At 67.5% G+C, this 11,800-nt stretch carries 14 protein-coding genes and 1 pseudogene; 2 read left to right on the top strand and 13 right to left on the bottom strand.

Annotated elements, in window-relative coordinates:
- The 11 genes from RTM68_RS13445 to infC form a co-directional block, all read right to left on the bottom strand.
- A partial coding sequence (locus RTM68_RS13445; protein WP_312171721.1) for an amino acid ABC transporter permease occupies window positions 1-945 on the bottom strand: 945 nt, incomplete at its 3' end.
- A complete protein-coding gene (locus RTM68_RS13440; RefSeq protein ID WP_194765414.1) occupies window positions 942-1,589 on the bottom strand; it encodes an amino acid ABC transporter permease in 648 nt (215 codons plus the stop codon). The genes RTM68_RS13440 and RTM68_RS13445, both read right to left, overlap by 4 nt.
- 63 nt (window positions 1,590-1,652) lie before the next feature.
- Window positions 1,653-2,558, bottom strand: coding sequence for a glutamate ABC transporter substrate-binding protein (locus RTM68_RS13435; protein WP_312171719.1), 906 nt, complete (start codon window positions 2,556-2,558; stop codon window positions 1,653-1,655).
- Window positions 2,559-2,619: 61 nt separating this feature from the next.
- On the bottom strand, window positions 2,620-3,366 hold the full coding sequence (locus RTM68_RS13430) for an amino acid ABC transporter ATP-binding protein (protein ID WP_194765426.1): 747 nt from the start codon (window positions 3,364-3,366) through the stop codon (window positions 2,620-2,622).
- A 356-nt stretch (window positions 3,367-3,722) separates the two neighbouring features.
- The gene (locus tag RTM68_RS13425) at window positions 3,723-4,649 is read right to left on the bottom strand and encodes a TAXI family TRAP transporter solute-binding subunit (protein ID WP_312171724.1); all 927 of its coding nucleotides are present in this window, start codon (window positions 4,647-4,649) and stop codon (window positions 3,723-3,725) included.
- A gap of 47 nt (window positions 4,650-4,696) precedes the next feature.
- Entirely contained in the window at window positions 4,697-6,073 is a 1,377-nt protein-coding gene (locus tag RTM68_RS13420; protein WP_312171716.1) for a HAMP domain-containing sensor histidine kinase, read from the bottom strand.
- Between the two features lie 7 nt (window positions 6,074-6,080).
- A complete protein-coding gene (locus tag RTM68_RS13415; protein WP_312171714.1) occupies window positions 6,081-6,749 on the bottom strand; it encodes a response regulator transcription factor in 669 nt (222 codons plus the stop codon).
- An 85-nt stretch (window positions 6,750-6,834) separates the two neighbouring features.
- Window positions 6,835-7,647 (bottom strand): RNA methyltransferase, encoded by an 813-nt coding sequence (locus RTM68_RS13410; protein ID WP_312171712.1) that lies wholly within the window; start codon window positions 7,645-7,647, stop codon window positions 6,835-6,837.
- A gap of 103 nt (window positions 7,648-7,750) precedes the next feature.
- Entirely contained in the window at window positions 7,751-8,137 is a 387-nt protein-coding gene (rplT, locus tag RTM68_RS13405) for a 50S ribosomal protein L20 (RefSeq protein WP_045252681.1), read from the bottom strand.
- Window positions 8,138-8,168: 31 nt separating this feature from the next.
- On the bottom strand, window positions 8,169-8,363 hold the full coding sequence (rpmI, locus tag RTM68_RS13400) for a 50S ribosomal protein L35 (RefSeq protein WP_060927878.1): 195 nt from the start codon (window positions 8,361-8,363) through the stop codon (window positions 8,169-8,171).
- Between the two features lie 73 nt (window positions 8,364-8,436).
- The gene (gene infC / locus RTM68_RS13395) at window positions 8,437-9,087 is read right to left on the bottom strand and encodes a translation initiation factor IF-3 (protein WP_312171723.1); all 651 of its coding nucleotides are present in this window, start codon (window positions 9,085-9,087) and stop codon (window positions 8,437-8,439) included.
- 232 nt (window positions 9,088-9,319) lie between these two features.
- Between infC and RTM68_RS13390 the strand changes: the two genes are divergently transcribed.
- Window positions 9,320-9,718 carry a DUF1844 domain-containing protein gene (locus RTM68_RS13390; protein WP_194765420.1) on the top strand — a complete coding sequence of 133 codons (399 nt, stop codon included), beginning with the start codon at window positions 9,320-9,322 and terminating at the stop codon, window positions 9,716-9,718.
- Window positions 9,719-9,900: 182 nt separating this feature from the next.
- On the opposite strand, the gene RTM68_RS13385 is transcribed toward RTM68_RS13390, so the two are convergent.
- Window positions 9,901-10,725 (bottom strand): SseB family protein, encoded by an 825-nt coding sequence (locus RTM68_RS13385; protein WP_312171705.1) that lies wholly within the window; start codon window positions 10,723-10,725, stop codon window positions 9,901-9,903.
- On the bottom strand, window positions 10,709-11,455 hold the full coding sequence (gene priA, locus RTM68_RS13380) for a bifunctional 1-(5-phosphoribosyl)-5-((5-phosphoribosylamino)methylideneamino)imidazole-4-carboxamide isomerase/phosphoribosylanthranilate isomerase PriA (protein WP_312171704.1): 747 nt from the start codon (window positions 11,453-11,455) through the stop codon (window positions 10,709-10,711). Before priA ends, RTM68_RS13385 begins: the two co-directional genes overlap by 17 nt.
- Before the next feature lie 155 nt (window positions 11,456-11,610).
- Here priA and RTM68_RS13375 point away from each other — a divergent pair.
- Window positions 11,611-11,800: pseudogene (locus tag RTM68_RS13375) on the top strand (hypothetical protein); the annotation flags it as partial.

Below are 11,800 nucleotides of genomic sequence, written 5' to 3'. Positions count from 1 at the left end.
GTCGCCGCCGGCTGCGCGGTCCGCTCCTCCGAGCCCAGCGATGCCGCCGCCGAGGCCGCTGCCGCCGCGCTGCAGAGTGATGAGCTCCGTGTCGGTGCCGTCTTCATGCTGACGAGGGTCGTCGGCGGCACGGATGGCCTGCACCTTCGGCGAACGGCGCGTGCGGATCTCGACGTAGCGCGCGATGCCCGACAGGATCAGGCACATGATGATGTAGATGCCGCCGATCACGAACGCGGACTGGAGCACGGGCCGCCCCTGCTGCGAGGTGAGCTGCTTCGCGAAGTACAGCAGCTCGGGGTACGTGATGATGAAGCCGAGTGCGGTGTCCTTCAGCGTCACGACGAGCTGGGCCACGATCACGGGGAGCATCGCCCTGATCGCCTGAGGCAGCAGGATCAGACTCATCACGCCGCTCTTGCGCAGGCCGATCGCATACCCGGCTTCCTTCTGGCCGCGCGGCAACGACTCGACGCCGGCGCGCAGCACCTCGGCGAGCACAGAGCCGTTGTAGGCCATGAGCGCGAGGACGACAGCCCAGTACGGGTCCATCTTGACGCCGACGACCGGCAGACCGTAGTACAGCAGCATCATCAGGACCAGCACCGGAACGGCACGGAAGACCTCGGTGATGACGGTCACCGGCACCCGGACCCACGCGTGGTCCGACAGGCGTCCGATCGCGAGCACGAAGCCGACGATCAGGCTGAGCACAGCGGCCGCGGCGAACGCGGCGAGCGTGCGCCCGAGCGCCTCGAAGATCTGCTCCCACACGGCGCTGAAGGTGAACACGTACCAGCGGGAGGCGTCGAACTGGCCGCTCTCGTAGAAGCGATAGCCGATGAAGCCGAGCAGGAGGAGCACGACGATCACCGTCGCGACACCGAGGAGCCGGTTGCGCAGGATCGCCTTGGGGCCGGGGACGTCGTACAGGACGGAAGTCATCGCGCGATCCTCCACTTGTTCTCGAGATAGCGCTGGAGCCAGCTGAGCAGCAGCACGAGGGCGACGAAGATGGCGGCGACCCAGAGCAGGACCACGAGGGCGTTCTCTCCGCGCTCGCTGAGATAGGAGCGGATGGCCCCGAGCTCGAGCACCGAGAAGCCCGCGGCCACGGTCGTGTTCTTGAGCAACGCGATGAAGACGCTCATCATCGGCGGCACGACCGAGCGGAAGGCCTGCGGCAGCACGACGAGAGTCATCACCTGGCCGAAGGGGAGACCGATCGCGCGGGCCGCTTCGGCCTGTCCGACAGGGACGGTGTTGATTCCGGCGCGAAGGACCTCGGCGACGTACGTGGCCGTGTAGATGCCGATCGCGAGGATGCCCAGAACCGTGGTGCTCAGCTTCGGCAGGCCCAACTGGGGGTAGCCGAAGATGAAGAAGAAGAAGACGAGGGTCAGCGGGGTGTTGCGGATCAGGTTGACGTAGACCGTCCCGACGCCGCGGGCGATCGGGATGGGCGAGACACGCATGGCCCCGACGATGATCCCGATGACGAGCGCGAGCACTGCGCCGCCGGCGAAGATCATCAGGGTGTTGCCGAGCGCTCGTCCCCAGAGATCGGTGTTGCCGAAGATGACGTCCACGCCGCCCTCCCCTTCATGAGTGTGAGGAGGGGGCGGCTCGGATGGGCCGCCCCCTCGGGTAGATCAGTCGACTGCGGGCTGGCTGACTTCGATGCCCGACGAACCGAGGTTCTTGTCGAAGATCGCCTGCCAGATGTCGCCGCCGTCGGTGAACAGCGTGTTGATGTGCTCCTGCAGAGCAGCGTCATCCTTCGCGAGGCCGACGCCGTAGCGCTCCTCGGTGAACGGCTCGCCGACGACCTTGAGGTTGTCGGGGTCCTGGGCCGCGTAGCCGATCAGGATGGCCTGGTCGGTGGTGACCGCCTGGACCTCGCCCGAGAGAAGCGCCTCGACACATGCCGAGTAGAGGTCGAACTCCTTGGTGGGGACCTCCGGGTAGTTGGTCCGGATGTTCTGGATGGGGGTCGAACCTGTGGCCGAGCACACCGTGGTGTCGGGTCCCAGGTCGGCTTCGCTCTCGATGTCGCTGTCGGTGCCGACGAGCAGGCCCTGGCCCGTGATGAAGTACGGACCGGCGAAGGCGATCTGCTCCTTGCGCTTGTCGGTGATCGAGTACGTGCCGACGTAGTAGTCGATGTCGCCGTTCACGATCGCCTGCTCGCGGTTCGCGGAGGCGATCGCCTTGAACTCGATCTTGTCCTCGTCGTAACCGAGCGAGGCCGCGATCCACCGTGCGATGTCCACGTCGAAGCCGGTGCGCTCGTCGGTCGTGACATCGAGGTAGCCGAGACCGGGCTGGTCCTCCTTGACCCCGATGACGACCTTGTCGCGGTCCTGAATGGTGTCGAACGTCGGGCTGCCCTCGAGCTGCACGTCGCTGGCGACCTCGAACCACGTCGAGTCCTCGCCGCCCTCGTCGCCACCGGTGCCTCCGCCGGGGTTGGACGGGCTGCCGCTGTTGCAGGCGGTCAGGGCGAGCAGCGCTGCTGCCGCGATCCCGATTCCTGCCAGTGTCCGTGTGCGTCGCATGTGCGTCTCCTTCGTGTGCTGTGTGTGCAGGGTCTGTGAGTCCTGGTGCGGACGGGTTGTGTCAGTGCGTGAGGAGCTTCGAGAGGAAGTCCTTGGCGCGGTCGCTCTTCGGTGCCGTGAAGAACTCCTCGGGAGTCGCCTCCTCCACGATGCGTCCGTCGGCCATGAAGACGACCCTGTTGGCCGCCTTGCGGGCGAAGCCCATCTCGTGCGTGACGACGATCATCGTCATGCCGTCGCGGGCGAGCTCGACCATGACGTCGAGCACCTCGTTGATCATCTCCGGGTCGAGTGCGCTGGTCGGCTCGTCGAACAGCATGACCTTGGGCTGCATGGCCAGTGCACGGGCGATCGCCACGCGCTGCTGCTGTCCGCCGGAGAGCTGGGCGGGCAGCTTCGACGCCTGCTGGGCGACGCCGACGCGCTCGAGCAGGGTCATCGCCTCCTTCTCGGCATCCGCCTTCTTCATGCCACGCACCTTGATGGGTCCGAGGGTCACGTTCTCGAGGATCGTCAGATGCGCGAACAGGTTGAACGACTGGAAGACCATTCCGACGTCGGCGCGAAGATGCGCGAGGCCTTTGCCCTCAGCAGGGAGAGCCTTGCCGTCGATGCTGATCGTGCCGCTCGTGATCGTCTCGAGCCTGTTGATCGTGCGACACAGGGTCGACTTGCCGGAACCGGACGGGCCGATCACGACGACGACCTCGCCGGCATTCACCGTGAGATCGATATCCGTGAGCGCCTGGAAGTCGCCATAGTGCTTCTGCACGTTGTCCACCACGACGAGGGGCTTGCCAGAGGTCATCATTGCTCCAAACTACCCAGGCGATCGGATCGCCTCCAGGCAGACTCTTCGAGATTTACACGTTCGTAATGGCGGGTACAAGAGGGTGGTGTCCGAGAGACGGAGTGCCCCACGGTCCGCCCCCGCGAACCGTGGGGGCGTTCCTGCCGTCTCGCTCCTCCCCCGAGGGATACGGAACGGCAAGCCTCCGATCGGATGCGATCACCATCCGACTCGAGCGGGAAGCCGAGCACACGGCTGCATGAAGGACGCGCGCTCTGTGGCATCTGAATTCCCCGTCGAATCTTCTGCGATCGATCCCCACATTGTCAGAGGCCGCTGCCGGGACGAGAGCTTCTTGAGGATTTCTTGAGGGCTCAGTCGCGCTGCGCTCGGTAGTACTCGACGGCTCCGGGATGCAGCGGTACGGGGCCGGTGAAGATCGCCTGGGTCCGGTCGAGCAGAGCTGCCATCGGGACCCGTTCGGCGATGCGGGTGCGCGCGTCGAACAGTCCGGCCACCACATCGCGCACCACACCCGGAGGGGTGCTCGCCGACGTGACGAGGTAGTTCGGTACCGCCAGCGTGGTCGTCGACTCGTCCAGTCGGTAGAGGCCGACCGGCAGGTCGGAGGAGCGATAGGCATCGGAGTGACGTCGGTTGACCTCGTCGACCCAGCTCTGCTCGATGGGCAGCAACCGCACCGGCACCTCCTCCGAGAGATCGGCGATACCGGGGGTCGGGATTCCCCCGACCCAGAAGAACGCGTCGATCTCCGATCGTTCCAGAGCCTCGATCGACTCGGCGAGGTCGAGTCGGCGATCCTGCAGCGAGGCGACATCGACTCCGGCCGCGTCGAGCACACGATCGGCGATCACATTGACGCCCGAGTTCTCCGCACCGAGAGAGACGGTACGGCCCCGGAGATCGGCGAGCCCGTGGATGTCCGACTCTCCCCGCACGACCACGTGCAGATACTCGTCGTAGAGGCGCGCGACGGCCTGGACGGCGATAGGCTCGTCGAAGGATCCCGCGCCGGCCACGGCATCCGCTGCCGCATCCCCCTGAGCGAAACCGACGAGGGCCTCCCCCGAATCCACCCTCAGCAGATTGTCGACCGAGCCCGCGGTCTCTTCGACCACGAACGGCACATCGAGCGACGTCGACAGCTCATCGGCGAGACTCTCGCCGTACGCGAAGTACACCCCGTCTGCGCCTCCACCGGCGACCGCGTGGTCGCCGTCCGTCCACTCCGCCGAACGACCCGCGCAGGCTGTCATCGACGCGACCACCCCCACGATCATCACCGCGGCAACCAGTCGCCGGAAGCCCGGCTTCCGCCCCTTCCGGTTCATACGGCGGCCCCGTCGGGCAGGATCAGCGAGACGAGCAGCCCCCCGCTCTCAGGGGACTCGACGCTCACCCCGCCGCCGATCACCTCGAGCAGGTCCGTCGCGATGGCGAGTCCCAGTCCGGTTCCCGGCTTGTCGGAGACGTCGTCACTGCGCCAGAACCTGCCGGTCGCAGCATCGACCTCGTCGTGAGCCAGTCCGGGGCCGTCGTCTCTCACCGTGAGGAGACACACTCCGTGCTCGCGGATCGCCTCGACCTCGATCATCGAGCCCGACGGAGAGTACTTGACCGCATTGTCGATCACCGCGTCCAGAGCGCTCTCGACGATCGTCCGGTCGGTCACACTCACCACTGCGGCACTCCCCCTCATGGCGATCGTGATCCCCTTCTGCGCCGCCACATCTCTCCAGGCCTCCACCCGTCGTCCGGCGAGCGTGATGAGGTCGACGGCCGAGACGGTCGTGTCGGCACGGCCACCGCGGGCGAGACCGAGCAGCGTCTCGAGGATGCCCGTCATGCGCCGCCCCTCCTCGCGCGTCTCCTCGATATCGTCCTGCCAGTCGCGGCCGAGTCCGGTCGCGAGATGCTCGACCCTCAGCAGCAGCGCATTCAACGGGTTGCGAAGCTCATGCGAGGCGTTCACCGCGAACTCCTGCTGTCGGGTCATGACGCGCTCGATCTCATCGGCCATGCCGTTGAACACCCTGGTCATCCGTCGCAGCTCCGGCGGGCCGGTGTCCTCGGCCACCCTCGTGTCCATCTCGCCACGCTCGATGGCCACCATCGCCTCGTCGAGACGCCGCACCGGCGCGAGCACCCACCGGGCAAGACGGAAGACCAGCAGGACCCCGACGCCGATCGACAACACGGCCACCGCCGAGAGCAGCACGATCTGCTGGATGATCTCCGTTCTCGGGGCGCCGACGTCTGCGGAGACCATCACGGCGCCGATCACATCGCCGTCGTCGAAGACGGGCTCGATGACGGTGGAGCGCGTGGCACTCCACGGCAGAACGGGTGCAGGCGGCTCGGATCGTCGCCCGGAGAGCGCGAGACCGACACGTGCGGCCTGGTCATCCGGGAGCTCTGCGGCGCTGCCATCGCCTGCCGCCCATACGGTGCCGGACGGATCGAACACGACCACGTCGATGTCGTACACCTCTCGGAAGCGCTGGACCTCGGCGTCGATGACCGTGGCGCTCCCCGACCGCAGCGCCTGGCGCGCGCTCGTGACGAAGTAGCCGAGATCGCCCAGCTGCTGGGTGTAGAAGGCCTGTTGGACACTGCGCGTGGCGCTCCACGCCGCGGCGCCGCCGAGCGACACCAGGATCGCCACGAGCGGCACGAGGAACACGACGATCAGGCGCCTGCGCACGACCCCATCACCCGACCAGGCGATAGCCGACGCCGCGCACGGTCTCGATCACCCCGCGCTGACCCGTCTTCTTGCGGATCGCGCCGACGTGCACCTCGAGAGAGTGCCCGAATCCACGCCAGTCGGTGTTCCACACCTCGCGGATGAGACGCTCCTTCGGCACCGCTACACCGGGATACCGGGCGAGCACGGCCATGATGTCGAACTCCTTGCGCGTGAGATCGATCGGCGACCGATCGACCAGCACCTGACGGCCCACGAGGTCGATCTCGCCCGCACCGTCGTGAAGCAGCACGTTGGCCTCGGATTCCGGTCGCACCGGGCGCGAACGCCGCGTGACCGCCTCGATGCGCGCGAGGAGCTCGTGCACGTCGTACGGCTTGACGACGAAGTCGTCGGCCCCCGCACGGAGACCCTTGATCCGCTCGGTCACCTGGTTGCGCGCGGTCACGATCACGATCGGCACATCGCTGCGACCGCGGATGCGCCGGCAGAGATCGATGCCGTCGACGTCGGGGAGTCCGAGGTCGAGGAGCACCACCTCGGTGTCCGCGCCGATCATCTGCAGAGCGGATGCGCCGTCGGCGGCACGCGCGGTCGCGTAGCCGGAGCGGACCAGGAATGCGTCGAGTGCGGCTGCGACACGCTCGTCGTCCTCCACGATCAGAATCCGCATCGACTCCGGTCCCCTTCTCCTGCTGGTGCAGGGGACAAACCTACCAGCGCGCGAGCGGGGTCCCCGACGCCTCAGACCGCGCGGCTCACGCGGAGCCGGCCGCCCGCTGCGCGAAAGCGCTCTCGTACAGGCACACGCTCGCGGCTGTGGCGAGGTTCAGCGATTCGGCCTTGCCGAAGATCGGAAGCCTGAGCACCCGATCGGCCAGGTCGAGAGCATCGTCCTCGAGGCCACGCGCCTCGTTGCCGAACAGCCAGCCGGTGGGCTCAGCGAGAACGCCCTCCGCGCGAGCCTGCAACAGGTCGTCGCCCTTCACATCTGCGGCGAGGATGCGGAGACCGGCAGCATGTGCCTTCTCGATCACGTCGGGCAGCTCGGCTCCGACCGACACGGGCAGGTGGAACAGCGAGCCTGTCGTCGCCCTCACGACCTTCGGGTTGTAGGGGTCGACAGTCTTTCCGGTGAGGATCACCGCGTCCGCCCCCGCGGCATCCGCGGCCCGGATGATCGTGCCGAGATTGCCGGGGTCCCTGATCTCCTCGCAGATCGCGACCAGCCGCGGCGACGCCGCGAAGATGTCGCGCACCGACGTCGGGGTCTGCCGGACCACGGCGACGAGCCCCTGCGGCGTCACCGTGTCGGCCATCGCGTTCAGCACGTACTCGGTGACGTACTCGACGTCGACATCGGCATCCGTCGCCTTCGCCCGGATGTCAGGATGCTTCTCCCATCCGGTCGGCGTCGCGAAGAGCTCCACGATCGCCTCGGGACTGTAGGTCAGCGCCTCGCGCACGGCCTGCGGACCTTCGAGAAGGTACAGACCGGTCTCTGTTCGCGCGCTGCGCTTCGTCAGCTTCGCGACAGCACGGACTCGGGGGGAGCGGGGGTTCTCCAGCACGTTCACAGTCTAGGCACCCGAGCGGTCCCTCCCGCGCAGACGCCCGGGGAGAACGACAGAGGACGCCCTCCCGAAGGAGAGCGTCCTCTGTGTGAAGAGCTGCTTACGCGGCCGACTTCGGTGCGTTGACGTCAGAGGGCAGAGCCTTCTTGGCCGTCTCGACCAGAGTCGTGAACGTCGCTGCGTCGTTGACTGCGAGGTCGGCGAGCATACGACGGTCCACGGTCACGCCCGCGAGGCCGAGGCCCTGGATGAAGCGGTTGTACGTGATGCCGTTCTGACGTGCAGCGGCGTTGATGCGCTGGATCCAGAGACGACGGAAGTCGCCCTTGCGCTTGCGACGGTCCCGGTACGAGTAGACCAGGGAGTGGATGACCTGTTCCTTGGCCTTGCGGTAGAGGCGCGAACGCTGACCGCGGTAGCCGGAGGCGCGCTCGAGGATGACCCGACGCTTCTTGTGGGCGTTTACCGCCCGCTTGACTCTTGCCATTTTCCTGTATTCCTATTCTGCGTTCGGGCGCTCAGCGACCGAGAAGCTTCTTCGCGACCTTGAAGTCTGCCTTCGACAGCACCTGGTCCTGGTTCAGACGACGGGTGCGACGGCTCGACTTGTGCTCGAGGTTGTGGCGCATGCCGGCCTGCTGCTTCTTCAGCTTGCCGCTGCCGGTGATCTTGAAGCGCTTCTTAGCACCCGAGTGGGTCTTCTGCTTCGGCATCTTCTCTTCCTTCGTATGGCGCCTTCTCAGGCGACGGTGTCAACCCGCGGTGCGGGAGTCTGTGGGGCGGGTGTTACTCCGCTGCGACCTCGGCCGGGGCGTCGGTGTCGCTCTTGGCTTCGCGGGCAGCCTGCTTGTTCGCTGCGCGCTGCGCATCGCGAACGGCGTTCTGCTCCTGCTTGGCCTCGGACTTGCTCTTCAGCGGAGCCACGATCATGACCATGTTGCGACCGTCGATGGTCGGGTTCGACTCGACGGTGCCCAGCTCCGCGACGTCCTCGGCGAACTTGCGCAGCAGACGCACACCCTGCTCGGGACGCGACTGCTCGCGACCGCGGAACAGGATCATGGCCTTCACCTTGTCGCCGGCCTTGAGGAAGCCCTCGGCGCGCTTGAGCTTCGTCGTGTAGTCGTGCGCCTCGATCTTCAGACGGAAGCGGACCTCTTTGAGAATGGTGTTCGCCTGGTTGCGGCGAGCTTCCTTCTCCTTCTGGGCGGCTTCGTACTTGAACTTGCCGTAGTCCATGATCTTGACCACGGGCGGCTTCGAGTTGGGTGCGACCTCGACGAGGTCGAGGTCGGCTTCCTGCGCAAGGCGCAGCGCCGCCTCGATGCGGACGACGCCGATCTGCTCACCCGCGGGGCCGACGAGGCGGACCTCGGGGACGCGGATGCGCTCATTGGTGCGGGGATCGCTGATGCGGAACTCCTTAGACGATGGGATTCGGCCACCAGGACGCTGTCAGCATCCCGGGCGAAATCAGAATCGTCCCCCACCCACCGGCATTCAGACGCCGGCTCTGCACCCTGCCTGCCGGATGCATCTGGCGACGCGATCCGGTGGAGTGCAAGACCCGGTAGCCTGGAACGGCAAGCGCGGGTGGGAAGTGAATCCTCTTTCGTGCCGGAGCATGACGCTCCGGAGCCCGACACAGTCTAACAGAAGGCAAGGCGAAGTGACGAACCAGGCATCGGACGAGGCAGCACGCGAGCGCGAAGAGCGCTGGGCGCGGCAGGAGGAGGCGGCGTCCTCCGCCACTCGGGACATCGCGGACGTACCCGCCGTCGAGGTGATCACGACAGCAGCCGTGCACCTGATGAGCGCCGCCGCCGTGAAGCTCGGACTCGCCGACGACCCGAAGGCCGCCGAGCAGCTCGATCTCGATGAGGCCCGCAAGCTCATCAACTCGCTCGCCGGGCTCATCACCGCCGGCGCCCCCGAGATCAGCGACATGCACGCGCGCTCGCTGCGCGACGGCCTTCGCTCGCTGCAGCTCGCGTTCCGCGAGGCCTCCACGATCCCCGACCCCATCGGGAAGGGTCCGGGCGAGAAGTGGACGGGGCCGGTCAACTAGGGAGCTGCGGAGCCCGACCCCACCTGGGTCCGGGCTCCGGGATGGTCTTCTCGCGCAAAGAGCGGGGACCCTCCCACTTCGTGGGCCCCTCCCGATTTGCGCGAGAAGACCATCCCTGCGCCCTCGGGGCGTGTCCGGCCTTCGTCACCGCGCGTTGACCTCCGCGGTGGAGCAGTGGTGGATCAGGCGGAGCGGCGGAGCTTCACAGTCAGCGAGTCGGCGAGCACGGCGATGCGGTCGTCCGCCGCCCAGCGCTGCGCGAGACGCGCGAGTACGGCGTCGAGCACCTCGCGCTCGAGACCGTCGACGAGTTCGAGGATCACGATCAGCTCGGGTCCGCGAAGACGAGCGTCCGGGTCGCCGGCCGCCACAGCGACATCGATCACCGCGAGCTCATGGGCGACGCTCTCCTGCAGAGCGGCGAAGACCTCGGGCGACAGGAAGCTCGGCTCCCAGGCGTGCCCCTGCGCGATCGCCCAGACGGCGGGGCGGCGGAACACGAACTCGGTGTCCGACGTCGGATCGAGCACGATCAGATCGGTGTCCTCGGCCGACGCTGCGAGGGCAGCGCGGAGCGCTTCCACCGGAATCGGGCGGGCGGTCGGGTCCCACCGCTGCATGGCCTCGACCGACGAGAACACGGGCTGCACACGGCGTCCGTCCGGTGCCGCCACCGTCACGATCGAGAGCTCCTGCGTCTTGTCGACGGCGAGCCCGTTCGGCGCGACGCCCTCCTCGCCCTTCTCGGCGATCAGCGGTATCAGCACCCGAGCCGAGCGGAACGCGTCGACCACGGCGGTCTGGCTGCCATCCCCCGCACGGAAGCGCAGCAGTGCGTCGAGGAGCGCGGGGTCTGCAGAGCCGTCGTCGCCCGCATGCGGGTTCGACTCGAAGCTGCGCCCCTCCCACGGAACGCCGGCGGAATCGCCGCGGTTCACCGAGGCGTGAGCGTGCGGATCGCGGCCCTGTGAGCCGTGGCCGCAGGCGTCGTCAGTCCCCTGCGACATCCAGCGCCTCAGCCAGCGTGAAGGCACCGGCGTAGAGCGCCTTGCCGACGATCGCTCCCTCGACGCCGAGCGGCACGAGCTCGCGCAGCGCGGCGATGTCGTCGAGGCTCGAGATGCCGCCGGAGGCGACCACGGGCTTCGGGGTGCGCGAGGTCATCTCGCGGAGCAGTTCGAGGTTCGGGCCCTTGAGCGTGCCGTCCTTCGTGACGTCGGTCACGACGTAGCGGCTGCACCCGGCATCCTCCAGGCGGTCGAGGACCTCCCAGAGATCTCCGCCGTCCTTCGTCCATCCACGGGCCGCGAGCGTCGTTCCGCGGACATCGAGCCCGACGGCGATCGCCTCGCCGTAGCGGCCGATGACGTCAGCCGCCCACTCGGGGTTCTCCAGCGCGGCGGTGCCGAGGTTGATACGCGTCGCGCCGCTCTCGAGCGCGGCTTCGAGCGTCGCATCGTCGCGGATGCCACCCGAGAGCTCGATGTTCACGTTCTTGAACTGCTTGATGACCTTGCGGAGGATCGGCGCGTTGCTCCCCCGGCCGAACGCGGCATCGAGGTCGACGAGGTGGATCCACTTCGCGCCCTGCGCGACCCACTCCCCCGCGGCATCCAAAGGGTCGCCGTAGCTGGTCTCGGTGCCGGCCTCGCCTTGCGTGAGGCGGACGGCCTTGCCGCCGGCGACATCGACGGCGGGGAGCAGAGTGAGCGAAGGAGACTGCGCGAAGTCGTTCATGACGTCCTCAGGTGAGATGGGAGGGCCGATTCGTCGGCACGAGAGTCGACATTAGCCCGCGCATCCGCCCGCTCCAAAATGATGACCGCAGAGAACACCGAGCGCCACGCGGTAGCCTCGAAGACACACCTGTCCGATCGGCGAGGAGATGCTCCATGGTGCGCGACGCGGAACCCCGAGGCGGTGGCCCCCTCCGACGAGGCAACCCGCTGCCTCCCGAGGCTCCGGAGACCGTCGGACCCACGCCGCCGACCACCGACGAGCCGACGCGTCCTTCCGTGATCGCACCGCCGCCGGCACGATCTGCGGCAGCTCCTGCGCCGGCACCCACGACCCGCGCTGCGG

Origin of the sequence: Microbacterium sp., assembly GCF_031988965.1 — a bacterium.
Classification (GTDB): Bacteria; Actinomycetota; Actinomycetes; order Actinomycetales; family Microbacteriaceae; genus Microbacterium.
The sequence above is the reverse complement of the archived record's forward strand: the minus strand, read 5'-3'. Positions and strand labels throughout refer to the sequence as shown.

Bases quoted from the DNA above. Each gene is read 5' to 3' on its own strand.
- RTM68_RS13435 (WP_312171719.1), bottom strand. From the start codon at position 2,558: ATGCGACGCACACGGACACTGGCAGGAATCGGGATCGCGGCAGCAGCG.
- RTM68_RS13430 (WP_194765426.1), bottom strand. From the start codon at position 3,366: ATGACCTCTGGCAAGCCCCTCGTCGTGGTGGACAACGTGCAGAAGCAC.
- RTM68_RS13425 (WP_312171724.1), bottom strand. From the start codon at position 4,649: ATGATCGTGGGGGTGGTCGCGTCGATGACAGCCTGCGCGGGTCGTTCG.
- RTM68_RS13415 (WP_312171714.1), bottom strand. From the start codon at position 6,749: ATGCGGATTCTGATCGTGGAGGACGACGAGCGTGTCGCAGCCGCACTC.
- rplT (WP_045252681.1), bottom strand. From the start codon at position 8,137: ATGGCAAGAGTCAAGCGGGCGGTAAACGCCCACAAGAAGCGTCGGGTC.
- rpmI (WP_060927878.1), bottom strand. From the start codon at position 8,363: ATGCCGAAGCAGAAGACCCACTCGGGTGCTAAGAAGCGCTTCAAGATC.
- RTM68_RS13385 (WP_312171705.1), bottom strand. From the start codon at position 10,725: ATGTCGCAGGGGACTGACGACGCCTGCGGCCACGGCTCACAGGGCCGC.
- priA (WP_312171704.1), bottom strand. From the start codon at position 11,455: ATGAACGACTTCGCGCAGTCTCCTTCGCTCACTCTGCTCCCCGCCGTC.